Origin of the sequence: Lysinibacillus sp. FSL K6-4013, assembly GCF_038630435.1 — a bacterium.
Classification (GTDB): Bacteria; Bacillota; Bacilli; order Bacillales_A; family Planococcaceae; genus Lysinibacillus; species Lysinibacillus boronitolerans.
The window spans coordinates 1,830,400-1,856,409 of the sequence record NZ_CP152031.1; the positions used below are offsets into that span (position 1 = coordinate 1,830,400).

Sequence of the window (26,010 nt, forward strand, 5' to 3'; positions counted from 1 at the left end):
TATTTTTCTATCTGGAAAAATAATCTTTTTCTGGTTGGGAGTCGTTTATAGTGTAGAAGGAGGATGATGGCGTGTCTGATCATGAAAATTTCGAGCAGTTAATGGCTATACATACGGAGCAATTGTTTCGAATTGCTTATTACTATACAAAGGATTTACAAATAGCCGAGGATATTGTACAGGATGTGTTTATTAAGTTCTATCATCAAAAACAATATGAGGAACGAGGAGAGATGAAGGCATACTTAGCCCGCATGACAATCAATAAATGCAAAGATTATTTAAAAAGCTGGGCATACAGAAAAATAACATTTCAGCATAAATTTTTTACCAAACAAAAATCAACATTGCCGGACACACTGATTCGTCAAGATGAACAAGCACTGTTAGATGATGCCATTTTAAGCTTACCTCTCAAACCACGAGAAGCAATTGTCTATTTTTACTTGGAGGAGATGACGATTAAAGAGATTGCGGAGCTACTTGCGATTCCTGAAGGTACTGTGAAATCACGTTTAAAGAAAGGAAAGGAGCTATTAAAAATAGAGTTACAACATATTGAATGGGAGGTGCTTTTCCATGGATAAGCATACAATGCAGGTACTACAAGATGTTTCAGCACATAAGGAAGCCATTATTCATAAGGTTCGACAACAAATTCAGCAAGAGCCTGTTATGCCCAAGCCAAGATGGACATATCGTGCCGTTACGATAATGATTACCTGCTCTATTTTACTATTTATTGCCTGGCAAGCCGCAAAACCGATGGATGAGCTGGCGACACAGGATGAAGGGGTAACACCTACATTCACAGATTTATTTCAAACAGAAGTGGAGGGCAAAGACACAGCATTCAGTAATTTTTTTCCACTTGCTAATTATTTAAGTCAGGCAAAACATATCCAATATTATGCACCACTTCAAGGTTTAGAGGCGATGCAATCAGTAGCAACATCACTGGAGGATGTCGTTCATCTCACTGATCCTGAAAATTTACCATTTCAACCAAATATACATGAGGTCTATGCAATTTCAGCAAAAATGGAGGATGGTAGCCAACAAACGCAATTTCAATTTAGCTATAAAAAAAAATCCTCCACTGGGGTGGATTTACAATTTATTAATTTTACCGTGACAAATGTAAAGTATAATCCCTTAGCGAGCTATGTGAAGTCTAAAAATATGGAAGAAACTTTAGGGATGAAAGTTTCGAATATAGGCTTAAATTTTATGAATCCCCTGTTTTATCGGGAGATGTCACCAGAGAGAGGTTATTTGTATATTTACTATAATTACGATGAAGCGGATAAGCGAATCTATCAGATGGCTACTAGAGCCAATGAGTTTTATTCTTACTATAACGGCTATGTCTATCATATCGGGTATCAACTTGATGGAGACCCACAGGAGGTTCAAGAAAAAATGGCGATCCTTGCAAGAGATTTTATTCTTGGCGAATAAGTCATGAGACATTTCACTTGAGCTATAATAGAATGATAGAAAAGAGGGGATGGAGGTTCGACTATGACAATTGCACAAACCTATTTACAAGTTGTTCAGAAAAGATTTCAAAGTGTGAAAGAGCTAGGGGATAAAACACTTGCCCAAATGGAAGAGGCACAATTGCACTGGGCATACAATGAAGAATCCAATAGTATTGCAGTGATTGTAAAGCATATAAGTGGAAATATGGTTTCCCGCTGGACAGATTTTTTAACGACAGATGGAGAAAAGCCAACGAGAAATCGAGATGATGAGTTTGAGGATAGTCTTCACACCAAAGAAGCAATCATCTCAGCTTGGGACAAGGGGTGGCAAGTGTTTTTAGAGGCCTTGGCGAGTTTAACAGAATCCGATTTACAGGGACATGTCACGATTAGAGGGGAGCGGCTAGCAGTCATTGATGCCATTGAAAGACAAATGGCACACTATGCACAGCACGTCGGTCAAATCATTTATATCGCCAAATTGGTAAAGGGCTCTGATTGGCAAACACTCAGTATTCCTAAAGGACAGTCACAAGCTTTTACTGAAGCCATGCTAGATAAACATCAACGCTAAAGAAGAAAGATCGTAGCCAAGTAGTAGGTGCTACGATCTTTTTTCTGCTAAATAGAGCTTGTATAAGGCTGTTTCTAGGTCGGTCGCTTGAGCGAGTTCAAATGCCTCCTGCTGACTTCTATGATTTGTGATTATCTCATAGAAAAAGTGAATTAGAAACATGAGATTAGCATTACCCTCAATATAATCATCAGGTGCTAGGTAGGAATGACAGCCACTCTCTAAAAAGGCTGTCGCTAGCTGCTGCCAGCCTAATGTACAGCCTGCCGCAATGACCTTGACACCCTGTAGCTGACAATAGGTTAAGACATCTTGAGGTTCAAAATAGATACTCCTTGGTTCATTTTCTTCATATACCTCTTCTCCTAGCTCAGGCAGACAAAATCGCCCCTCATCGCCGTGAAAGTTTAATAGCAAATAATCCATTTTGTGAGGAAGATCATTTCCAGATAAAATATCAATTAAATCATTTGGTCTGCCAATTAAATCGAGTGTCACTCCTGCACCAAAGGATTCCAGTGCTGCTCGAATGGCCATGGATTCAAAATCACAGTCAGGACCAACTACTAAATGTACGTATAATTCTGGTCTACTCATACATCATCACCTCTATTTAAGTATAGCTGAAACTTATTAGAGTAGTAAATCGTATATGACAATAATTACTATAAATGTAAAGTGGCAAAGGAGGTGATAAAGTGCATAAGGGTGGTTATATTTATACACTTATTCTGGGCATTGTTTTGAGTATAAGCACACTACTACTCTTCATTTACAATGAAAGGCAGCGGGAGGAGCTAGTACCGCTGCATACTCCCATTCAATCGATTAAAGAGGCTTGGTATTTGTCTGGAAGTAATGGCAAAGAGCAATATTTATATCCATTAAAGCAAGTATTCTACGTCGACCGCTATGAGGTGAAAGATACAGATCGCCTTCAGCAAGTTTTACAAACTAAAAAGGACCTTAGCAGTCGACCAGCAGACCATGAAGCAGTAAGTGATTTATACATACACTTCCATAATGGCAAGGAAACGGCCTTGAAAGTAATAGTCGAGGATGAACGATTCTTCCTAATGGATCAAAAAACAGGATTGTATTATGTACTGCAAGCACAAGAAGCTGAGGATTATTTTCATTTGTTAAATGAGAAAAGCAAAATGTCGTGGCTATTATTTATTGTTTATACAATTTTATTTTTTGGTCTTGTCTATATGCTTGTAAAGAAACTAATAGCCGCTAAATCCACAGAGAAAGAAAGCATTCCCTCCAATACGAGGGAAAAAAGATCACTAGCAGATTCTATTTATCCAGCCATCCTGCCATTGGTCATCACATTCTCTATGCAGATTTATGGGGCTCAACATAGCTTACTATTACTGAGTGCGATGATGCTGACTTCAGGCATTCGAGAGTTTTTAGAAAAAAGAGGTCATTTTCTGAAAATGCTCCTACTTCTTCCGCTCTTTTGGTGTTATCTCTATGGTTTCCAAATGATTACTTCCTATTTCAACTAGTAAAATAGTGGATATTATTGTCAATAGATTAGATGCGAAATTCTCATTATTGTTAAATTTTAGCGATAGTTTAGGAGGAGGAGCATAGATTTTATAGGCTAATAGGTTTAGGTAGGCTATACTCAAGTGGATTATAGAAGAATAGAGGGAATCATATGAGACTAACTGTGGAACGGAAATTGCAATTTGCTTTTGGTATTGTCCTCGTCTTTTTACTGCTTATATCAGGGATTGCTATGTACTACTTGAATAATAATAATCAGACATTAGCAGAAATCGAAGACAATACGGAATTAATCCATTTATATCAAGATATCTCGTTCCAAACCGTACGAGCGAATGCGGCTATTCGTGGGTATATGTTATATGGCAAGGAAGAAATGCTCAACAATCATCATGAAATCCGAAATACCTTACATACGTCGATTAATCGACTTCAAGAAGTAGGCGATAGTAATCAAGATTTTGATCAATTTTTATCGCAGCTTGACGACTGGGAAAAGGCTATAGATGGGCAGATTGTGCCTCTTTATCAGCGAGGGGATCATCAGCAAGCACAACAAATGGCTTTACCGATTTTAGGTGAGGGCTCTCAGAAATTGGTTGTCTTTGGAAAAACGATGGCAACAGCTCAGCAAGAAGATATGCAGGCTCATATTGAGGCTACCAAGCAAAAAGGGGAAAGAAGTGGCCTGGAAATTATGATTCTAGTGGCTATTTCTCTACTTATAAGCATTATCATCGCAACACTATTTGGTAGACGGATCGCAAAAAATATTCAACAAACAGTAGTTGAAATGGATAAGTTTTCGGAAGGGAATTTGCAAACGCATTTACAATTTAAAACCAAGGATGAGTTTGCGCACTTAGCCGATTCCTTCAATAGTATGTCAGAAAAGCTTCGACTGATGATGAAACAAGTAGGAAACTCCTCTGAGCAAGTTGCCGCAACATCAGAACAGCTAACAGCAAGTAGCATGGAGGTTACACAGGCGACAGAGGTGGTAACAGAATCTATTCATGATATTGCACAAGGTATTGATCAGCAGGATACTTTAACTGGTGATGTACGAAATTTATCTGCTCATATTTTAAAGAAAATGAATGATATTTCTGCAAGCATACAAAGCGTGAATCAGGCAACAGTCGACACGAAAAATATGGCACATACAGGTCGTTCTTCTGTGCATGATGTTACAGCGCAAATGAATGAAATCTCTGCCAACACAAGTGAGCTGAATACACGGGTGCAAGATTTAGATGACAATACAGCAGCAATTGTATCAGCAGTAAATGTCATTAAGAGTATAGCGACACAGACCAATTTACTAGCGATCAATGCTTCTATTGAAGCGGCAAGGAGCGGGGAGCATGGAAAAGGCTTTGCAGTTGTGGCAGAGGAAGTCCGCAAGCTAGCAGATGAGTCAAATCTTGCTGCAGTCGATATTGAAAAAGTAGTGGTCCAAATTACAGATAGCACGAGGATTATCGAGGAAGATATGGTCAATAGTAAGGATTCTGTTCATGTAGGTCGTGAAAAGGTCAATGTGGCAAGGGATAATTTTATACAAATTGATGATGCCATTAATGATGTACAAGCACAGACCGAGCTAGTTACCGCAGCCATTCGAACAATCCAGCAAGATATTGAAAAGTTAGTGCAAGAAATCGACTATATTAGTGAAGTGTCGATGAAATCAAGCCATCATGTGCAAAGTGTTGCAGCCTCTTCAGAGGAACAAAATGCAGCGATGGAGGAGGTAGCAGCAGCCTCTACCCATCTAGCAAAGATGGCGATAGACCTGCAAGAATCCATTCAGTCGTTTAAATACTAAATCCAATTTGGGGCTGGGACAAAACCCATCTCTACACTAAAAAGCCGGTGAAATTTTACGATCAGTAAAATTTCATCGGCTTTAAATTTTTTCATAAAAATAAGGACCACTTCTGATAAAATTAAGTCACCACAACCAAATTATACAGAAAGAAGGATCCTTATGTTTAAAGATTATAACATGAATCAATTAGTTTTGCCTTTAGATTTAGAAGTAAAATTACAAAAGAATGATATTGCCTTCCATGTCCATCATTTAGTCGAAAGTATCCCGCCTGAAGCGTTTGAACCATTCCTTCGAAATGAGGGCTGCCCTGCCTACCATCCACGCATGATGCTTAAAATTATCTTATGCGCCTACACGCAATCTGTCTTTTCTGGTCGTAAAATTGAAGCGCTTTTAAAAGACAGTATTCGGATGATGTGGCTAGCTCAAGGGCATGAACCAACCTACCGCACAATCAACCGATTCCGTGTCCAACCAGACGTAAAAGAGTTAATTCGTCAATGCTTCGTTCAATTCCGCTGCCAGTTGGTACAAGGGGGATTAATTAACCAGGAAGCTATTTTTATTGATGGAACAAAGATTGAAGCGAATGCGAACAAGTTTACATTCGTGTGGAAAAAGTCGATTGAAAAATATCATAACGGACTAATTGAAAAGTCAAACCAGCTTTACGATGAGCTGCTTGAAAAAGAAATCATGCCAGAAATTGAACGGGAAAATGAAAATGAATTAGCATTGGAAGACCTCGCTCGAATGGTTGAAAAAGTAGATGAAGTAATTTCTGAATATGATCGAAAAATTGAGGATTCATCAGATGTAGCAGAGCGAAAGGCTTTAAGAACGGAACGGAAATTCCCAAAGCAAGCTCGGAAAAAATTAATCGACTATATTGAACGCAAACTAAAATATCAAAGAGACTTCGAAATCTTTGACGAACGAAATAGTTATTCGAAAACAGACCCGGATGCGACATTTATGCGTATGAAAGATGACTATATGAAAAATGGTCAATTGAAGGCAGGTTATAACATACAAGTGGCAACAGAAGGTCAGTATGTGCTTGCCTACAGCATTTTTCCGAACCCAACAGATACACGTACATTAATCCCATTTTTAGATGAAATCGAACAACGTTATTTTAAGTTACCCAAACACATTGTCGCAGATGCCGGATATGGCAGTGAACAAAATTATGATGATATCCTTTCGAATCGTAAGAGAGAAGCCTTAATCACGTACAATATGTATTTAAAAGAACAGAAGAAAAAGCATAAGCACAACGAATTCAATACAGCGAACTGGGATTATGATAAAGAACATGATCGATACACTTGCCCAAACCAACAACAGCTTGTATTTAAATATCGTACCACGAAAACAGATCAATATGATTTCAAGCGTGAGTTTAAGATATACGAATGTGAAGACTGTTCCGGATGCCCTCTCCGTTCATCGTGTACAAAAGCAAAAGAAGGAAATAATCGAAAGATAATGGTGAATGAGAAGTGGGAAGAACAAAAAGAATATGTGCGAGCAAAGCTTTCAGAAGAAAAAACAAGTACCATTTATCGTCAACGTAAAATTGACGTGGAACCAGTTTTTGGATTCTTGAAGGCTAATTTGCGTTTCACCCGATTTTCTGTACGAGGAAAATCGAAGGTTGAAAACGAGATGGGCCTCGCATTAATGGCCGTGAATTTAAGAAAATTCACAGCCATTAGCTAAGATCTATAGGGAGACTACATAAAAAATAGAGAAATCCGAATTTGAATTCATTCAAATTCGGATTTCTCACTAATTGAAGCTAGTTATGTCCCAGCCTCTTTTATTTGTCGGTAAAGCCTGAATAATATGAAAATCGTAAAAATGTTAGAAAAAAATTTTTTCGTCCGATAAAAGCTTTGGGAGAAATGTTAAGCAGATAAAGAGAGGGAGAGGAATCAAAAGGAGATTGATATATGAAGAAACTATTTAGCAGTTTTAAGGGCAAGCTTTATACGCTATTCGCGCTAGTATTACTTATCCCTGTCATATCTGTTGGGAGTTTGTCTTATTTATCTGCAAAAGACTCGATTGAAGAAGAAATCTTATTTAGTGCCAATGAAAGTGTAGGCATTTTAAATAAGCTGATTGACAAAACGATTAGTGAGAAAATGAGTGACATCAATGTGTTTAGTAGTGAAATAGATGCGCGCCAATATGAAGAAGCACAAGCTTCAATTGTGGCTAAATTTCAGCAATATACAAAGCTTAATGCAGATGTATTAAGTGTTTATATTGGCATGAATGACGGTCGATTTACACAGGAGCCAAAATTGAATGGTGCAGATTATAATCCATTAGATCGAGATTGGTATAAAGAGGCGACAGCTTTAAAAGGAGAAACCTTAATCACCAACCCTTACAAGGATGCGGGGACGGGTGATATGGTGGTAACAGTTGCTAAGCAGACGAAGGATCATGCTGGAGTTGTGGCAATCGATATTAAATTAACCGATCTTCAAAAAATTGCTGATTCAATTCGAATCGGAAAAAATGGGTATCCTTCAATTTTTGGAGAAGACAAGATGGTCATTTCACATCCTACACTTGAAGCGGGAGGGGAGCTGAAAGAAAGTTTCCTTGATAAAATGTACGAAAGTCCATCAGGTACGTATGAATATGTCTTTAATGGTGATGATCGTCTATTATTCTATACGACAAATGAACTGACAAATTGGAAAATAACAGGAACGATTTTTGCTGAAGAAATTGATGAGTCTGCTTCCTCGATTTTATACCATACGATTCTAGTCCTCATAGCAGCAATTATCATCAGTTCGATCATTTTTTATTTTGTAATGAGGGCTGTCATTAAACCAATTAAAGCTTTAAAGGATAGTGCGGTTACGATCAGCAAAGGGGATCTCACGGAAATGGTAACGATAACGTCAAAAGATGAGATTGGCCAATTAGGACAAGCCTTTAATGATATGCAGGAAAGCTTACGGACACTTATTCAAAAAATTGAACAAAATGCAGAGGAGGTTGCTTCTTCAGCAGATGAGCTAACCGCCAATGCCAATCAGACAAGCATTGCAACAGAAAAAGTGGCGATTTCCATTCAGGATGTTGCAACAAGCGCTGATTCTCAAACGATGAGTGCCACTAAAAATGCAGCTTCTTTACATGAGCTTTCTACTGCCATTCTGCATATTGCAGAAATCTCTTCGGCAGTGACGGACCTTTCACAGCATGCGACATTACAGGCGGATGAAGGCGGACAAGCTGTCCAAAATACAAAGGATCAAATGCAATCCATTCATTTATCCGTAGCAGACTCCAATGCGAAAATCCAGACATTGCATGAACGCTCTCAGCAAATTACATCCATTTTAGATGTAATTACAAGCATTGCAGATCAAACAAATTTACTGGCTTTAAATGCAGCTATCGAAGCAGCAAGAGCAGGAGAGCATGGGAAAGGCTTTGCAGTCGTGGCAGACGAAGTGCGTAAGCTTGCAGAGCAATCTCAAGAATCAGCTAAACAAATATTTGAGCTTATCCGAGGCATTCAGCAAGAAACGGAGCAATCTGTCAGCATTATGGCGAAGGTTACAGAGGATGTGCAAAATGGATTGCATATTTCCGATGAAGCCATTGCAAAATTCCAAGTCATTATGACAAGTATGAATGAAATTACCCCTAAAATGGAGGAGGTCTCTTCAGCCTCTGAGCAAATGTCTGCAGGTGTTCAAGAGGTAGCAGCAGTAACCGAAGATTTGGCATTCTCCGCGAAAGGCAATGCAGCGGCGTCTGAGGATGTAGCAGCATCAACAGAGGAGCAATTAGCCTCGATGGAGGAAATCAATGCCTCTGCGCAAGCACTCGCACATATGGCGGATGAATTAAAGCTACTGATTAGTCAGTTTAAATATTAAAGCACAACGCCACCCCAAATTTTGGGGTGGCGTTAAGTATTTTATCGATCTTCTTCTTCCCAACAGTCTGTGTTTTTTAAGGTTGGAATTGATTTTGCGTAGAAGACAGGATTTTTGCCTGCTCTTCGTTGCTCTGTAAAGTCGTCTAGCACAAGGAAGGCCATTTTACCGAGCATCATAATGATGGTAATATTGATGAGCGCCATCAGCCCCATAAAGAGGTCAGCGAGGTTCCATACAAGCTGTACCTGTGCAATGGAGCCGAACATAACCATACCTAACACTAAAATTCGATAGCAAAACATCCAAGCTTTATGAGCATCCATAAACTCAATATTGGATTCACCATAATAATAATTACCAATAATCGAACTAAATGCAAAGAAAATGATGGAGATGGCAATAAAATAAGGAGCCCAATCACCAACATGAACAGCTAAAGAATTTTGCGTCAAAATAATACCATCACTCTCACCTTTATCATATAAGCCCGCTAAAATAATGATAAAGGCAGTCGCTGTACAAATCATAATCGTATCAAAAAAGACACCTAAGCTTTGTACAAGTCCTTGCTTAGCAGGATGTGAAGTATTAGCAGTTGCCGCAGCATTTGGCACACTTCCCATCCCTGCTTCATTGGAAAATAAACCGCGACGTACACCCTGCATGATTGCAGCCCCAATTGCACCACCAGCAGCTTCCTGTAGGCCAAATGCATGAGTGAAAATTAATGAAAAAACATGAGGAATTTCCGATAAATTGGTCACCACGACAAAAAGGGCAACAAGCAAATAAAAGATGGCCATAACAGGGACAAGAACTTGGGTCACCTTTACAATTCGATGGACACCACCAAAAATAATTAAGGCAGTTAAAACGACAAGTATAGCCCCAATAATCTTAGGACTTACATCGAAGGCTTCGCCGACTGAAGTGGCAATTGTGTTAGATTGCACTGCATTAAAAATAAAGCCAAAGCTTAATGTTAATAAAATACTAAAAATAATGCCAAGCTTTCGTTGACCTAACGCTTTCTCCATATAGTAGGCGGGACCACCACGGAATGTATCGCCATCCTTTACTTTATACACCTGTGCTAAGGTACTTTCAATGAAGGCAGTGGCCATCCCTAAAATCGCGATTATCCACATCCAAAATACTGCACCAGGTCCACCTACACCAATGGCTAAGGCTACCCCTGTAATATTCCCTGTACCGACACGTGAAGCAGCGCTAATGGTAAAGGCTTGGAACGGAGAAACCCCCGAATCGCCCTCTCTTTTTTCTACAATTAAACGAAACATTTCAGGAAAAAGACGAATTTGTACAAACTTCGTACCGAATGAAAAATATAGTCCTGCTGCTAAAAGTAAGATAATGAGGATATATGTCCATAAAATATTATTTCCGCTATCAACTATTGTTGAAATCAATTCCATAAGTTGTCCTCCTTTCACAATACGCTTTAGTCTACACTGTTTTTTTATTAAAAATCAACTTTTCTAAAATAATAAATTATGCTAAAATTTTGATATTTTATAATTTACTAATTGAGAAAATTCGCTTTATATACTATTTTCCAAACCTTGTATATTGCTTTTGGAAAATTCTCTTATTTTTGTGAGAGAGAGGCGTATAATAATAGAAAAAGGAGTGATGTAGACATGAAAACAATTGGCTTAATTGGTGGGATGAGCTGGGAGTCATCTGCTGAATATTACAGACTTATCAATGAACAGGTGAAACATAAGCTAGGGGGCTTACACTCTGCGAAATGTATTTTGTTTAGTGTAGATTTCCAGCAAATTGAGCATTTTCAAGCTAACGGGGAGTGGAATAAAGCAGGTGAGGTTCTAGCTCAAGCTGCACAAGCACTTGAACGGGCAGGTGCAGATCTAGTCATCATTTGTACCAATACCATGCATAAGGTCATTGATGTTATCGAGCCTGCTATTACCATCCCTATTTTACATATTGCGGATGCCACAGCTAAGCAAATCAAAGAAGCGGGATTACAGAAAATTGCACTGCTTGGCACAAAGTACACAATGGAGCAAGCGTTTTATAAAGCAAGAGTAGAAGGCTTTGGCATAGAGGTGATCGTACCTGATAGCAACGAAAGAATGGAAGTAAACCGAATTATTTACGATGAATTGTGTCTTGGCACCATTGTACCAGCATCTAAAACGTACTATAGCCAAGTGATCGAGGAGCTTGTACAAGCGGGCGCACAAGGGGTAATTTTGGGCTGCACGGAAATTGGCTTACTGATTCAGCAGGAGGATGTCAGTATTCCTGTGTTTGATACAACGGCTATCCATGCACAGGCTGCTGTGTTAATGGCGATTCAGGAGGATGCATAGTATGCAGGGAAAGGTAAGACAATTGGGCATAGAAATTGGCGTGTTACCAGTTGGTCAGAAAAACTGCATCACCGATGTAGAAGGAGTCCAAGTGGGACATGTTACATTGGATGAGCCATTAGATCAGAATGGGGCCTATGCGTGTACAGGCGTTACAGCCATTTTACCGCATGGAGGCAATGTATTTCAGCACAAGGTAACAGCGGCAAGCTATGTACTAAATGGCTTTGGGAAAACAACGGGACTTGTGCAAGTGAATGAACTAGGTGTACTGGAATCGCCCATTATGTTAACTAATACTTTTGGCGTACCAGCTGTTACACAGGGTACATTAAGCTATATGCTTGATAGGAATGAAGACATTGGACTGACAACAGGAACCATTAATCTCGTTGTGGGCGAATGTAATGATAGCTATCTTAATTCGATTCGAGCTTGCCCAGTAACACCTGCGCATGCCATAGAAGCCATTCGTCAAGCCTCTGCACAGACGGCACAGGAAGGCGCTGTTGGTGCAGGGAAGGGGATGATGTGTTTCGGCTATAAAGGAGGAATTGGTTCTTCCTCTCGCATCGTCAAGGTAGAATCAAATGAAGTGAACTATACAGTAGGCTGCCTAGTTCTTAGTAATTTTGGACAAGGTAGGGAGTTTTTAGCCGAGCATTACAAAGTCTCCACTACGCAAAACCAATCTACCCTATCACCAACAGATGGCTCCATTATTATTGTCCTTGCGACAGATGCCCCACTGAGTAGTCGACAATTAACACGTGTCATTAAACGTTGTGGAATCGGTTTAGGACGGACAGGCAGTCATTTTTCACATGGTAGTGGCGATATTGTGATTGGCTTCACGACGGCACACTGTATTCCTCATACCGCTGATCAGCTTGTTGAGACAAGAACTCAGCTACGTGAGGATCATCCCATTATGAATCAATTGTTTACAGCCGCTGCTGAAGCGACAGAGGAAGCGATACTAAATTCGTTATCCCAAGCACAGACAACAACTGGTCGCAATGGTCATACTGTGCAAGCTTATTCCTTTCAACAGGCATAAAAGAAAAAGCTATTGAAACAACATTTGGGTTTCAATGGCTTTTATTATGCCTTGAAACAGGATTCTGCTTTTTTTTAGCATGAACGAGCCATAAGATGAATAAAATCCTTAATTAGAGGATAAAAGTGGTTTTTCGACCCGTCAATTGCTGGAATATGTATCATTATAAGAGTATATCCAGTATTTTGTAATTATTCTTTTTTTATCTAGTCAATGCTAGAGAGATGTGATAACATTCAATTTAAAAAAACTGAATTATCTAACTATTTAAAAGGGGGGTCATTGATTATTAACCTTTTTCAACCGATAGCACCCTCTCTAAATCGAAGTACCTTTCCATCACCCGTTGTATGTGAAAACAATGAGCCGCTTATCCAGCTTACAGCTGCTCATCCTAGGATATTTATGGAGCCAATCTATTATCAGCAACAGATTCCTGATAGTTTACGAGTTATTTATGTAAGAGAAGGTGTCTATGAACGTTTGCAACAGGCGTTAACATTATTACCTCAAGAGTATTGCTTATTACTTTATGATGGCTATCGCCCATTTCAAGTACAGCAGTATTTGTTTAGCCATTTTTCACAGCAATTAGCAAAGAGGATGCCACAATCAACACCACAAGAGATTGTGCAGGCAACCAAAAAATATGTAGCATTTCCAAGTAAAGATGTAGCCTATTTAGCCCCGCATTTAACAGGGGGTGCCATCGATGTAACGCTGGCTGATGTTCATGGTAAAGCCCTCGATCTTGGGACAGCGTTTGATGAAATGAATGAAAAATCAGCGACCCGTTATTTTGAACAGCATCCGCAAGAAAATCCGTTTGCCTGTCAGCACCGACGTTTATTGTATAACTGTATGACACTTGCTGGATTTACGAACTATGCGGAGGAATGGTGGCATTACGATTATGGCAATGTGGCATGGGCTAGACGTGTTCAAACACAGGTAGCCCAATATGGAGCAGTACACGCAACAATTCAAAAACACAATGTAAAGGAGTTTCGATTTCTATGAAAGTTTATATTAGTGCGGATATTGAAGGGATTACAGGTACAACTTCGTGGAGTGAGACCGAGTTAAACGCGCCTGACTATCAGCTTTTCCAAAAACAAATGACACGTGAAGTAGAAGCTGCCATTGCAGGAGCGATAGCGGGAGGCGCAACCGAAATTTTATTAAAGGACGCACATGATTCAGCCCGCAATCTAGACATTTCTAATTTACCAATCAATTGTAAAGTCATCCGTGGCTGGACATACGATCCGATGTGTATGGTAGCAGGTCTTGATGAAAGCTTCAATCGCGCCGTTTTTATCGGCTATCACAGCAAGGGTGGCAGCGAGCGTAACCCACTAGCCCACACGCTTTGCACATACGCGGATGTCAAAATCAATGGCGAATATGCGAGTGAATTTCTGATCAATACGTATGCAGCAGCCTTACACGGTGTTCCTGTGTCCTTTGTGAGTGGGGATGTGGGGTTGACAGAAGAGATTCAGGCCGTAAACGAACACATTGTCACATTTGCTACTAAGGAAGGCATCGGTAATGCGACGATTAGTGTTAGTCCACAACTAACCATAATGGAAACCAAGCGACTGGTAGAGTCTTCTATGAAGGTTCCTCGTACCGCATTACAGGTAACGTTGCCAGAACACTTTAGGGTAGAGCTTATTTATCGTGACCATACACGAGCCTATCGCAATTCATTTTATCCAAATGCCAAATTCAAACCACATAATACTGTAGAGTTCATGACCAATGATTTTTATGAGGTGCTGCGTGTCCTTCAATTTTTAACATGATGGGAAGGTTTTGTGAGAGCTTTTACATCAAGTGAAGGTTCTATTTCATGAAAGGTGAGAAGTGATCAAAAAAGTGGTGAACCCGCTCACAAAGGCATGAGAAGTGATCAAAAGATAGATAGACCCGCTCAAAAAGCGGTGGGACACGCTGTCTGAGTGGTTTGAATCTCATAACCGTGACATCGGGTATGTACCGTTGTTTATTTCATCGATAGATGGTCGAGTTAGACTGACCTAGCCTAAGTTTGAAAGATCCTATTGAAGGTGCAATCCATCCTGCTAATAGGATTTTCATTATAAAAAGATGACTAGGGGGATGCTTGTGAGAAAATATTGGTTGCTGTTCGTATGTCTGGTCGTATTATTTTGTGTAGCCTGTAATGACAAATCAGCGAGTGAAAAAGCATCGGAATATCGAGTGGTGTATTCAGGGGAAATTAAAACGTTAAATTATTTAAAGACGTCCGAAACAAATGAATTTGCGGTGGCTGCGAATATGGTGGATGGGCTCATTGAATATGACAACTATGGGGTGGTCCAGCCAGGATTAGCGAAAGAGTGGTCTGCGAATGAGGATGCTACGGTGTGGACATTCAAATTGCGTGATGACGCAAAATGGGTGACACATGAGGGCAAGGAATATGCAGATGTTGTGGCACAAGACTTTGTGGATGGCTTACACTATGTGCTTGATGCTAAAAACGAATCATCGACAGCTTGGATTGCGACGGTGGTGAAAAATGGGGAAGCCTTCTATAATGGCGAGATGAACGATTTCAAGGAGGTAGGCATAAAGGCGCTAGATGAACATACAGTAGAATATACTTTAGAGGCGCCGACACCCTATTTTCTTTCTATGTTGAATTATGTTTGTTTCTTCCCTGTAAATGGCAAGTTTATTGCGGAAAAAGGAGAGGATTTTGGCACAACACGTGAAAACTTCCTCTATAACGGTGCCTATATTTTAGATAAATTTGAGCCACAAAATGAACGCGTTCTTGTAAAAAATGAAACGTACTGGGATAAAGACAAGGTGCTGATTGACCGTATTCGCTATAAATACAATAAAGAAGCGGCAACTGTGGCGCCTGAGCTGTTTTTACGTGGCGAAATCGATTCGGCTAGTATCCCGACCTCCATCATTGATGAATGGTTTAAAGATGAAAAGAAAAAATCTCAGGTTCGTCAAACACAAAATAACTTCTATACCTACTTTTATGCACTCAACTTCAACCCACAATTTGACGCACAATACGAGCCTGATAATTGGAAGATTGCCGTCAATAATAAAGATTTCCGCAAATCCTTATTCCATGCGCTTGATCGTGTCTCCGCGATGCTAACGGTTGAGCCTTATAATCCAGCAGATTTGCTGAGCAATACCATTACACCGAAAAACTTTGTTGATGTGGAAGGAGTGGATTATACACAACTAGCACCACTTACATCCATTTCCAATGAGGATTCCTTCAATAAAGAGCTGGCCCTAGAGTACAAAGAAAAGGCAAAAACAGCATTAGCAGGTAAGGCCACATTCCCTGTAAAGGTATTAATGCCTTATAACGCTGGTATGCCAGATTGGGCTAATCGCTCTCAAGTAGTTGAGCAGCAAATTGAGAAATTACTAGGGACAGATTATGTCGACATTATCGTAGAGGCTGGCCCATCGACAGGCTTCTTATCAGAGGTACGTCGTCCAGGTAAATTTGCACTCTTAGAGGCGAACTGGGGTCCTGATTTTGCAGATCCATCTACGTATACAGATCCTTTCACAGTAGATGGTACTTACAATAAACCAGAATTAGCAGAAGGCTATAAAGAGGCGAATGGTAAAACAACTTATCAAAATCTTGTGGATCAAGCGAAAGAAACAATTGACACAGCCAAACGCTATGAACTATTTGCGAAGGCAGAAGCGTTTTTAATTGAGGAAGCCTTTGTTATTCCCTATTCAGTTGGTGGTAGCGGCTATATGGCATCTAAATTAAATCCATTCGAAGCGCAATATTCGCCATTTGGTGTAACGGCAGAGAAATTTAAAGGCCAGCAAGTGCTAGAAAAGCCAATGAGTAATGAAGAATTTAAAAAAGCGCTTGCTGAGTGGGAGCAAGAACGTGCAGAAGCACTAGCCAATGCTGAAAAGTAGTAGAATTTCGTAGATGAAAAGGAGATACCGAAAAGAGTAGTCGGCATCTCCTTTCGTCTTTTTGACAAAGGAGGATGGCGTGATGTTGCAGTATATAGGAAAACGACTCTTACAATCCGTTTTAACCCTTTTTATTATCATCACCATTGTCTTTTCATTATTACGGCTAATGCCAGAGGAAGGCTATTTAGGAGCGGCAGCCGATAAAATGTCACCTGCTCAGCAGGAAATTTACTTAACAAGTCTCGGCTTGCGCGACCCAATCCTTGTCCAGCTAGGGAATTTTTACAAGAATTTACTGCAGGGGGATTTGGGGAAATCTGTGACCTATCGTACCGATGTCCCAGTAGTGACGATTATTGCAGATAAAATCACGTATTCTTTGCTTTTTGGTTTAGGAGCAGTCGCGTTATCACTACTGATTGGTGTGCCGCTAGGAATAATGATGGCCTATCGTAAGGGACGTTGGCTGGATCGACTTGGGACAGGCTATATCGTATTTGTTGTTGCAGTCCCTGCAGCCGTTTATTACTTAGTCATTCAAATGTATATTACAGAACTCTTTCAATTACCGATGCTGTTTGATGAATACAGGCCGATTACTTGGATTCTTCCACTTACGTCAATGGCATTGGCTCCAACTGCCTCCTACGCGATGTGGATGCGACGCTATATGGTCGATGAACTGAACAAGGACTATATTAAGCTAGCAAGGGCGAAGGGCGTAAGGGAGCGGACATTGATGTTCAAGCATGTATTACGTAATGCCTTTATTCCTATGGCACAATATTTACCTGCAACGATTCTGTTTACGATTACAGGCTCGATCTATATAGAGTCGTTGTATTCCATTCCAGGGATGGGGGGCTTGCTTGTGGATGCTATTCAGCGACAGGATAATACGATTGTGCAGGGCCTAGTGTTAGTGTTTTCTTCCCTTGGTATCATTGGACTTATTTTAGGGGATATTGCCATGGCACTTGTCGACCCTCGTATTAAATTAGGCAAGGGAGGGGGTGTGCGTTAATGGGGATGTATACAGATGAAATCAATAATATTTCAAATAAATCCCGTGAAACCTTGTTTGAATTTGCTGAAGTGGACGCAAGGCAGGCAGAGGAAACGGGCTATTCAAATTATTCTTATTGGCGTTCTACATGGCAATCCTTTTTGAAAAATCGACTGGCTGTTTTTTTATTAGTTGGGGTGATCATCATTGTAGGCTTTACTATTTTACAACCCTATTTACCAGCGCAAAAATCACCAATTGAAATTTACTTGGATGAACAAACAGGGATGCAGGCACGTAATATTGCACCTAATGCAGAATTTTGGTTTGGCACGAATTCGATTGGTCAGGATTTATGGTCTCGTATTTGGGCAGGGACGAGAACTTCTCTCTTTATTGGCTGTGTTGTCGCCTTAGTGGAGGCAGTGGTGGGCATAACCATTGGCACGCTATGGGGCTTTTCGCGGAAATTAGAAGCGCCTATTACACAGCTTTATAACGTCGTCGATAATATTCCCACAACCATTGTGCTCATTTTAATGTCCTATATCTTACGGCCAAGTATTTCAACCATTATTATTGCCATGTGTATTACGGGGTGGGTGGAAATGGCGAGGTTTATCCGCAATCAAATTGTTATTTTGCGTGACCGCGAATACAATCTAGCCTCAAAGTGCTTAGGCACACCTGATTATCGTATTATTCTAAAAAATCTATTACCCTATTTAATTTCTGTCATTATGCTACGCATGAGCCTAGCGATCCCCTTTGCAATTGGGGCAGAAGTCTTTTTAACGTATATCGGCTTAGGGCTACCCATCAGCGAGCCTTCCTTAGGCAATTTAATCAATGAAGGACGTGTCCTCATGATGTCACCTGACCTACGCTATCAGCTTATTTTCCCGAGTATTGTGCTAAGTGTTATTACGATCGCATTTTATATTATTGGTAATTCCTTTGCAGATGCAGCAGATCCGAAAAACCATGTATAAGGAGAGGAAGCTAGTGACATTGAAAAAATCACGCATATTAGTCATCCGAAATTTAGTGATTCAGTTTACGCTACGTGGTCGAATTTTAACAGCGATCCGCGATATTTCACTCGACCTTTACAAGGGAGAGAGCTTAGCTATTGTGGGCGAATCAGGATCTGGTAAATCCGTGCTGATGAAATCCATTATGGGCTTGCTCGATAAAAATGGCAGCATTAAGCAGGGACAAATTATTTACAATGCACAGGATTTAGGCAAGTTCACAACAGAGCAAGAATGGCTAGGTATTCGGGGCAAGGAAATAGCGATGGTGACACAGGATCCGATGACATCGTTAAACCCGCTCAAAACCATTGGAAAGCAAATTGAAGAATGTGTGGTTATGCATCAAGGCTTAAGAGGCAAGGAAGCCTATGCGGAAACATTAAAACTGTTAACAGATGTCGGCATTACCGATGTGCAGAAGCGCTATAAGCAATATCCGCATGAATTTTCAGGAGGGATGCGTCAACGTATTGTTATTGCGATTGCGATTGCCTGTAAGCCGAATATTTTAATATGTGATGAGCCCACGACAGCTTTGGATGTAACCATTCAGGCACAAATTTTACAGCTCTTAAAAAGTCTTCAGCACAAATACGGCTTAACAATTGTCTATATTACGCATGATTTAGGCGTAGTCGCAAAGGTGGCTGACCGTATTGCCGTGATGTATGCTGGCGATGTCATCGAGGTTGGGGAAACACATGAAATTTTCTTTCATAGTAAGCATCCTTATACATGGGCGCTTATTTCTTCCTTACCACAGCTTGGCTCAAAGGGGGAACAATTGTATTCCATCAAGGGCACACCCCCGAATCTTTTTCAGGAAGTAAAGGGTGATGCCTTTGCTCCACGCAATCCATACGCATTAAAAATTGACTTTATCGAGCGACCACCCTTTTTTCAGGTCAGTGATACCCACTATGCACGCACATGGTTATTAGATCCACTTGCACCAAAGGTAGAGCCTCCAGCAGCCTTACAAGCATTCTTTGCCGAGGGGAGGCAGTATGCGAATGACTGATAAAGAGGTTCTAGTAGAGGTGAAAAATTTGAAAGTTGTGTTTGGTAAAGGGAAAAATAAGTTTACGGCCATTGATGATGTCAGCTTTCAAATTTTTAAAGGCGAAACATTTGGCATTGTAGGTGAATCAGGCTCAGGGAAGACAACGATAGGTCGGGCGATTATGCGCATCAATGAGGTGACAGAGGGGCAAATTTTGTACCATGGCAAAAGTATTCAGGGGAAAATCTCGAAAGATTGGGATAGAGAAATTACGCAAAAAATCCAAATGATATTCCAGGACCCTATGGCATCTCTGAATGAACGAGCAAAAGTAGATTATATTGTCTCAGAGGGCTTATACCCTTCGAAAAAATTTAAAGATGAGGCAGATCGGCAACAAAAGGTGCGCGATGCGTTATTGAACGTTGGGCTACTTCCAGAGTTCTCAAGCCGCTTTCCGCATGAGTTTTCAGGAGGTCAACGCCAACGTATCGGCATTGCTCGTGCGTTAGTGATGGAGCCTGAATTTATTATTGCAGATGAGCCTATATCTGCCTTGGACGTATCCATTCGAGCACAGGTTTTGAATTTATTAGCAAGCCTTCAACAGCGAAATCATTTAACGTATTTATTTATTGCCCATGACTTATCGATTGTCCGTTTTATTACGGATCGTACGGCAGTCATTTATAAGGGGAAGATTGTGGAGCTAGCGGAAACAGAAAAGCTTTTTGCTCATCCGCTGCATCCTTATACAAGGGCTTTGTTATCAGCAGTACCAGAGCCGAATCCCTATAAGGAGCGGGACAAAGTTGTAGAAGTGTATGATCCGTCACAGCACCGTTATGATGAAAATCCCCCCTCATTTGTTGAGATAGAGGAAGGTCATTTCATTTTAGCCAATGAAGAGGAACTTGCCCATTATCGTACTTCACTGAAAAGGGAGGAAAAGATATGATTTGTCCAAAGGCATTGAAAAAGGGTGACACAATTGGTCTTATTAGTGCTTCTGGAGCAACGCCACCCGAAAAGCTGCAGCCTGCTATTGCTAGTATCGAAAAGCTCGGGCTCAATGTGGTCGTTGGGGAGACCTGTCACGCAAGACATGGCTATTTAGCAGGCACAGATGATTTACGGGTAGCAGATGTTCATCGTATGTTTGGTGATCCGATGATTGATGGTGTTTTTTGTATACGTGGGGGCTATGGTGCGACGAAAATTTTAGCTCAATTAGACTTTGACTTGATAAGTGCCAATCCAAAAGTATTTGCTGGCTATAGTGATGTGACCGCTTTACATATAGCGTTTAATCAGCTATGTGGCTTTGTAACCTATCATACACCGATGCCATCCACAGAATTTATTAGGCAGGAGATGGATGACTATACATGGCAGTCGTTCATTCAGCTGATTATGGAGAATGAAAGAAAGGCGTACTACTTAAAAAATCCTTCTCACCAGCCCATGTCCACACTGGTGGCTGGGAGTGCTTCAGGTCAACTTATCGGTGGCAATTTAACATTAGTGACAGCTTCACTTGGCACACCCTATGAAATTGATACACGAGGTAAAATTCTGTTTTTAGAAGATATCGATGAAACGGAGCAACGGGTGGATCGTATGCTGACACAATTAAAACTGGCAGGAAAGCTAGATGACGTGGCAGGCATTTTATTGGGCGCTTGGACAAATTGCGAACCTGAAAATCCCGCACACAGCTTATCATTACAAACTATTTTTCAAGAAATTCTAGTGCCTTTAGGGAAGCCTATAATTGCGGATTTGGCATGTGGTCATTGTTTACCAACAATGTCGCTTCCTTTAGGAAGAACCATCAAGATGGATGCGGACAATCAGCGTATCCATGTAAATGGGTAGGTGGTCTATGGAGCAGAGGATTACTACACTTATTCAAGAATCGCCCTACAACGTACATTTGTTTATTAAAAATCTAACAACGAATCAGTTGCTCATCGGTCATCAGCTAGAGGCTTCATTTTCAAGTGCAAGTTTAATCAAAGTGCCGATTCTGCTAGCCCTGCTCTCACATATAGAGAAAAACAAATTATCACTTGATTCAACGCTTACGATTTCACCAGCTGATTGGGTGGATTTTAGTGTAATTAGTGAACAAAGACTTACACAAAGCACTTTCTATGAGCTGCTAGTGTGGATGATTATTACAAGCGATAATACAGCTACGAACGTCCTAATTGATGTAGTTGGCATGGAATATTTGAATGACTATTTTCAGCATATTGGTTTACAGGACACACTGCTACAGCGAAAAATGATGGATGTGGAGCGGCTAGCAAAGGGCATAGATAATCGCACATCAGCAAGGGATATGGCACATCTTTATACGCGAATCTATCAGCAAGAGCTTTTATCGCCTTCTTACAATAAACTAGTCATTGATATTTTAAGCCGTCAGCGTGTACATGACTCCCTAAAGCGCTATCTAGTAGATGATGTGAGGCTGGCACATAAAACAGGCGGACTGGCTACCGTCGATCATGATGTGGGGATATTTTACACGCATGCAGTCGATTATAGTATGGGTGTTTTTATAACAAATGTAACGGAAAATGATCAGGCACGCCAACTCATTGGTCATCTATCAAAAGTTGTCTATGACCAGCTGGTGAAGCGAAGGGGGGAGAAGGATGAAGGCTATCGTTACAGCCATGATTGCTAGCTTGCATGCCATGCCAGATAAAGCTTCTGAAATAGTTGATGAAGTGCTTTATGGGATGACCGTAGAGATTATCAGTGATGTCAATGACGCTTGGGTTTCTATTCGAACGGTCTATCGTTACGAGGGCTATTGTCAGAAGGCAGACTTACTGCAAGAGGAAGCACTTGCAGCTACATGGCAACAAGATGCACAGTATGTAGTCTGTCAAAGCTTTGCAGATGTTTTGCAGCAACCACGTATTCAAAGTACAAAGCTGCTAACGCTTGTAAGAGGCTCTTCCATTCGTGTCATGTCAGACGAAGCAGTACCTGAAGAATGGTCAGCTGTACAGCTAGTGTCAGGACAAATAGGGTATGTTCGAACAAAATGGCTACAGCCTAAAATAACAGCATATTCATTACCGGAGCAGCAGTTCCGAGAAAACGTGGTGGACACAGCACTCAGCTATTTAACGGCCCCTTATCGCTGGGGTGGCAAATCGCCACTAGGTATTGATTGCTCTGGTTTATGTTCAATGGCTTATCTGTTAAACGGTGTCTATATTTATCGTGATGCCCGAATAGTAGAGGGCTTCCCTATCATTAACATAGAGCAAGACCAAATGCAGAAGGGTGATTTAATCTATTTTCCAGGTCATATTGCTCTATACATGGGTGATGATTTGTATGTCCATTCATCGTTAGGTGGTAATGAAGTAACCATTAATAGTCTAGATGCCAAACATCCCCTCTATCGACAGGATTTAGCCACAACCATACTAGCAGTAGGTACTTTATATAACTCGCAGCAGGACTAGTTAAGCTTTGATGCTATTAAGCTTTTTTGAAGGTCAGTCCCATTTTGAGGATGATAAACGTACTGAGATGGATCAGTACTAACACGATGAACTGCCATAGCCCAATTAAAAATGTACTCATGCATAAATCAAACACTGCTTCACCTGGCGGCATATCTGGATAGGGCTTTAATTGCCCATAATGCCACACAAAATAACAGGCGATAGAGGTGCCTTGTCCGACATAGACAAAGGTCCAATGGATAGAAGCGGCTACTCTTTGCCGACTACAACATAGTAAAAGGTTCGATAAAATAATAAGAGTGGGGAAAATAATAAGATAAAAGGAACCCTCAGCTATTTTTGTTGTGAAATATAGGTGATAGCTAAGCTGAATCAATGGCAATAGCACAAGGTTAACGGCGAAAAGACTGAGCAATTGTGTACGCTTCACTGTGTTCCTATCCTTTCCGTATTTTTCACTAAGACGTTTTGACAAACGAATTAGTTTCATGAGAAAAAACGTCCATACTCCTTGATGAGTCATGGACGTTTTTGTGTTAATAATGATAAATATTAAGTTGCTGACCTGCTTCAAGTCGTTCTGTTCGAAGCTGATTCCATTGCTTAAGTGATGTCACTTTCACATTATAGGCTTCGGCAATCTTCAAAAGTGAATCTCCATCAGCCACCGTGATGGTTTTCTTATCTTTTACAGGGCTATCATATTGCTGAAGGTCATATTTTGCGATCAATGTATTTAATTTTTCATTGTAAGCCGAATCAGTTGCATAGGAGCCTGTTAAAAACTTGGTCGCATCTGTATAGGTAGTTGTGTTGCTTTTGAAAACGCCTGCGTAAAAATCTTTATTCCATGACACGCCATTACGCATTAATTTTACATAATCCTGCATGGATGCTTCATAGGAAGGGTATTTGCGGAAGTCAGCCATGATGGTAGAAAGGTTGCCTGACCCATCATCCTCTGTGGTTTCGAGTGTGACGGAATTATTTTGGTAGCTGCCTTTCATTCCAAAAAGATTATAATTAGGGGCAGAGCCAAGTCCACTTTGCCCATGCTCACTTTCTAGAATCGCCTGAGCAATCATCACGGATGCATATAAGTCATTGTCAGCACCAAGATCTCGTGCGGTCTCTGCAATCTCACCGATAAACTCTTCCACACTTGGACGATCATCAATAACCACAGACTCTTCTCTTTCAGTCGTATTAAATAACTGTGTCACCATATAAAACGAAATACAAATAACAACAACGGCAATCATAAGTCCTTTAAAAAAGTTTAGCACGTATTTCATTGTAGCTGGATGTTGGTCGTGACCACATCTCCCTCCCTTCTATTAAAAGTTTAGCTATCTCTCATTATTACAGAGAGTGAAAGAGATGTATAGTTGAATAGACTTCATTATTAATAGAACGTCTCCTGCCTTAAGTTAGTTCCTAAATCTATCTTAAAATTCTGAGACATAAATTGAATCTCTCAAAATCCCCTTATTCACTAAAATCCTTGTAAAACTTTGCCCACCAAGAGTCTGCTGGAAATGTTGTGAAATTGTCTATTACAGTTTTTATTATCTTCTCACAGCTAGTAATTGGCAGTCAATTTCATAGAATGGTAGAGACAAGAATAATTTCATAGAAAATGGTATTATAAACCTTTAAAACAATTAGTTGAAAGGGCGTTTTGATTGAATACGATTTATAATGTGACTCAAAAACAGCTATATGATTTTCTACTGAATGTAGCGACAATAAGACCAGTCTTTATTTGGGGAGCACCTGGCATTGGGAAATCAGCGATTGTTGAAAATTTCGCCAGTGAATTAGGGCTACCCTGTGTGTCGTTATTGGGCAGTCAGCTAGCACCTGAGGATATTATTGGTGTTCCGCAGATAAAGGATGGCTACAGTGTTTTTTGTCCACCCAAAATAATTGCACGCGATGAACCTTATTGCCTTTTTTTAGATGAATTAAATGCTTGCTCACAGGAAGTACAAAAAGCGTTTTATAGTCTTATTCATGAACGCAGAATTGGAGAGTTTACATTGCCAGAGGGCACGATTGTTATTGGTGCAGGCAATCGGGCTCAGGATAATGCGATTGTTAAGCCGATGTCCTCCGCATTAATCAATCGGATGGTTCATGTTCAGCTGAGGGCATCACATAAAGATTGGCTTGAATGGGCCTATGCACATGAAATACATCCATATGTGATTGAGTATATTCAAATGCGTCCCGATCATTTATGGAGCGAACCACCGAAAACAGAAGAACCCTTCTCCACGCCTCGTTCATGGCATATGTTAAGTGATTGTTTGTATGCATATGGCAGCAGCTTACAAGAACAAACAATCGATCTATTAGCAAGTAGCTGCCTATCCGCGCATACTGCCAGTCAATTTAAAGCCTTTATCAAGCAAGTACAAAGTAAATACGATCTTGCTAAAATTATTCAAGGAGAATTACGTTGGCCCGATCAACCTGATGAAAGAGATTTGCTTTATTTCCTGGCACAATCCTTCCGTGCTCAGTTACTGAAGGAGCTTCCGAACGAGCATACGATATTGAAGGGAAATCAACGGCAATTAGCCTTTCGAGCCAAAGACTTGATCAAGGACCTATCATCCATCAGCTTAGAAATCGCACAGATGGTTGTGTCAGAGCAAAAGGGTGAAGCATTGCCTGCCTGGTTTATGCTGGAGGTTATCCGTGATTTACCACGTTTAGTAGCCAAAAAGGAAGGGTAGC

Annotated in this window: 24 protein-coding genes; 20 read left to right on the forward strand and 4 right to left on the reverse strand. The window is 40.5% G+C overall.

Going from position 1 to position 26,010, the window contains the following annotated elements:
* The first annotated feature begins 71 nt into the window (after positions 1-71).
* The 3 genes from MHB39_RS08790 (at position 72) to MHB39_RS08800 (ending at position 2,061) form a co-directional block, all read left to right on the forward strand.
* Complete coding sequence (locus MHB39_RS08790) at positions 72-587, forward strand: sigma-70 family RNA polymerase sigma factor (protein ID WP_081011064.1); 516 nt, start codon at positions 72-74, stop codon at positions 585-587.
* Positions 580-1,461 carry a hypothetical protein gene (locus MHB39_RS08795; RefSeq protein WP_342546317.1) on the forward strand — a complete coding sequence of 294 codons (882 nt, stop codon included), beginning with the start codon at positions 580-582 and terminating at the stop codon, positions 1,459-1,461. Before MHB39_RS08790 ends, MHB39_RS08795 begins: the two co-directional genes overlap by 8 nt.
* Before the next feature lie 63 nt (positions 1,462-1,524).
* Entirely contained in the window at positions 1,525-2,061 is a 537-nt protein-coding gene (locus MHB39_RS08800; RefSeq protein ID WP_016992030.1) for a DUF1572 family protein, read from the forward strand.
* Between the two features lie 30 nt (positions 2,062-2,091).
* Here the strand turns inward: MHB39_RS08800 and MHB39_RS08805 are convergent, their stop codons facing one another.
* Complete coding sequence (locus MHB39_RS08805) at positions 2,092-2,658, reverse strand: hypothetical protein (protein WP_054550850.1); 567 nt, start codon at positions 2,656-2,658, stop codon at positions 2,092-2,094.
* A gap of 101 nt (positions 2,659-2,759) precedes the next feature.
* Here MHB39_RS08805 and MHB39_RS08810 point away from each other — a divergent pair, with 101 nt between their 5' ends.
* The 4 genes from MHB39_RS08810 to MHB39_RS08825 all read left to right on the forward strand — a co-directional run bounded on the left by MHB39_RS08810 (position 2,760) and on the right by MHB39_RS08825 (position 9,339).
* Positions 2,760-3,578 (forward strand): hypothetical protein, encoded by an 819-nt coding sequence (locus tag MHB39_RS08810; protein WP_036081537.1) that lies wholly within the window; start codon positions 2,760-2,762, stop codon positions 3,576-3,578.
* Between the two features lie 155 nt (positions 3,579-3,733).
* On the forward strand, positions 3,734-5,413 hold the full coding sequence (locus tag MHB39_RS08815) for a methyl-accepting chemotaxis protein (protein WP_342546318.1): 1,680 nt from the start codon (positions 3,734-3,736) through the stop codon (positions 5,411-5,413).
* 162 nt (positions 5,414-5,575) lie between these two features.
* Positions 5,576-7,144 carry an IS1182 family transposase gene (locus MHB39_RS08820; RefSeq protein WP_258861044.1) on the forward strand — a complete coding sequence of 523 codons (1,569 nt, stop codon included), beginning with the start codon at positions 5,576-5,578 and terminating at the stop codon, positions 7,142-7,144.
* Between the two features lie 233 nt (positions 7,145-7,377).
* A complete protein-coding gene (locus tag MHB39_RS08825) occupies positions 7,378-9,339 on the forward strand; it encodes a methyl-accepting chemotaxis protein (RefSeq protein ID WP_342546320.1) in 1,962 nt (653 codons plus the stop codon).
* 41 nt (positions 9,340-9,380) lie between these two features.
* Here the strand turns inward: MHB39_RS08825 and MHB39_RS08830 are convergent, their stop codons facing one another.
* A complete protein-coding gene (locus MHB39_RS08830; protein ID WP_342546322.1) occupies positions 9,381-10,778 on the reverse strand; it encodes an alanine/glycine:cation symporter family protein in 1,398 nt (465 codons plus the stop codon).
* A gap of 225 nt (positions 10,779-11,003) precedes the next feature.
* Here MHB39_RS08830 and MHB39_RS08835 point away from each other — a divergent pair, with 225 nt between their 5' ends.
* From MHB39_RS08835 to MHB39_RS08890, 12 genes are all read left to right on the forward strand, one after another.
* The gene (locus MHB39_RS08835) at positions 11,004-11,702 is read left to right on the forward strand and encodes an aspartate/glutamate racemase family protein (RefSeq protein WP_342546323.1); all 699 of its coding nucleotides are present in this window, start codon (positions 11,004-11,006) and stop codon (positions 11,700-11,702) included.
* A 1-nt stretch (position 11,703) separates the two neighbouring features.
* Complete coding sequence (locus MHB39_RS08840; protein ID WP_036081523.1) at positions 11,704-12,762, forward strand: P1 family peptidase; 1,059 nt, start codon at positions 11,704-11,706, stop codon at positions 12,760-12,762.
* Between the two features lie 282 nt (positions 12,763-13,044).
* On the forward strand, positions 13,045-13,782 hold the full coding sequence (locus tag MHB39_RS08845) for a M15 family metallopeptidase (protein ID WP_342546324.1): 738 nt from the start codon (positions 13,045-13,047) through the stop codon (positions 13,780-13,782).
* The gene (locus tag MHB39_RS08850; RefSeq protein WP_342546325.1) at positions 13,779-14,573 is read left to right on the forward strand and encodes a M55 family metallopeptidase; all 795 of its coding nucleotides are present in this window, start codon (positions 13,779-13,781) and stop codon (positions 14,571-14,573) included. The genes MHB39_RS08845 and MHB39_RS08850 overlap by 4 nt, the downstream gene beginning before the upstream one ends.
* A gap of 322 nt (positions 14,574-14,895) precedes the next feature.
* The gene (locus MHB39_RS08855; RefSeq protein WP_342546327.1) at positions 14,896-16,719 is read left to right on the forward strand and encodes a peptide ABC transporter substrate-binding protein; all 1,824 of its coding nucleotides are present in this window, start codon (positions 14,896-14,898) and stop codon (positions 16,717-16,719) included.
* 82 nt (positions 16,720-16,801) lie between these two features.
* Positions 16,802-17,746 carry an ABC transporter permease gene (locus tag MHB39_RS08860; RefSeq protein WP_036081513.1) on the forward strand — a complete coding sequence of 315 codons (945 nt, stop codon included), beginning with the start codon at positions 16,802-16,804 and terminating at the stop codon, positions 17,744-17,746.
* Positions 17,746-18,720 (forward strand): ABC transporter permease, encoded by a 975-nt coding sequence (locus MHB39_RS08865; protein ID WP_342546328.1) that lies wholly within the window; start codon positions 17,746-17,748, stop codon positions 18,718-18,720. The genes MHB39_RS08860 and MHB39_RS08865 overlap by 1 nt, the downstream gene beginning before the upstream one ends.
* Entirely contained in the window at positions 18,713-19,786 is a 1,074-nt protein-coding gene (locus MHB39_RS08870; RefSeq protein ID WP_342546329.1) for an ABC transporter ATP-binding protein, read from the forward strand. The genes MHB39_RS08865 and MHB39_RS08870 overlap by 8 nt, the downstream gene beginning before the upstream one ends.
* Positions 19,779-20,726: an ATP-binding cassette domain-containing protein gene (locus tag MHB39_RS08875; RefSeq protein WP_342546331.1), complete on the forward strand. Its 948-nt coding sequence runs from the start codon at positions 19,779-19,781 to the stop codon at positions 20,724-20,726. Before MHB39_RS08870 ends, MHB39_RS08875 begins: the two co-directional genes overlap by 8 nt.
* Positions 20,723-21,646 carry an LD-carboxypeptidase gene (locus MHB39_RS08880; protein ID WP_342546333.1) on the forward strand — a complete coding sequence of 308 codons (924 nt, stop codon included), beginning with the start codon at positions 20,723-20,725 and terminating at the stop codon, positions 21,644-21,646. Before MHB39_RS08875 ends, MHB39_RS08880 begins: the two co-directional genes overlap by 4 nt.
* A gap of 7 nt (positions 21,647-21,653) precedes the next feature.
* Positions 21,654-22,466 (forward strand): serine hydrolase, encoded by an 813-nt coding sequence (locus MHB39_RS08885; protein ID WP_342546334.1) that lies wholly within the window; start codon positions 21,654-21,656, stop codon positions 22,464-22,466.
* Complete coding sequence (locus tag MHB39_RS08890) at positions 22,435-23,262, forward strand: SH3 domain-containing C40 family peptidase (RefSeq protein WP_342546336.1); 828 nt, start codon at positions 22,435-22,437, stop codon at positions 23,260-23,262. The genes MHB39_RS08885 and MHB39_RS08890 overlap by 32 nt, the downstream gene beginning before the upstream one ends.
* Before the next feature lie 16 nt (positions 23,263-23,278).
* Here the strand turns inward: MHB39_RS08890 and MHB39_RS08895 are convergent, their stop codons facing one another.
* Both MHB39_RS08895 and MHB39_RS08900 read right to left on the reverse strand, forming a co-directional pair.
* Complete coding sequence (locus MHB39_RS08895) at positions 23,279-23,755, reverse strand: hypothetical protein (protein WP_342546338.1); 477 nt, start codon at positions 23,753-23,755, stop codon at positions 23,279-23,281.
* Between the two features lie 46 nt (positions 23,756-23,801).
* Positions 23,802-24,560, reverse strand: a complete 759-nt coding sequence (locus MHB39_RS08900; RefSeq protein WP_036081496.1) for a glucosaminidase domain-containing protein — start codon at positions 24,558-24,560, stop codon at positions 23,802-23,804.
* Between the two features lie 390 nt (positions 24,561-24,950).
* On the opposite strand from MHB39_RS08900, the gene MHB39_RS08905 reads away from it, so the two are divergent.
* Positions 24,951-26,009 (forward strand): MoxR family ATPase, encoded by a 1,059-nt coding sequence (locus tag MHB39_RS08905; RefSeq protein WP_342546340.1) that lies wholly within the window; start codon positions 24,951-24,953, stop codon positions 26,007-26,009.
* Position 26,010 lies beyond the last annotated feature (1 nt).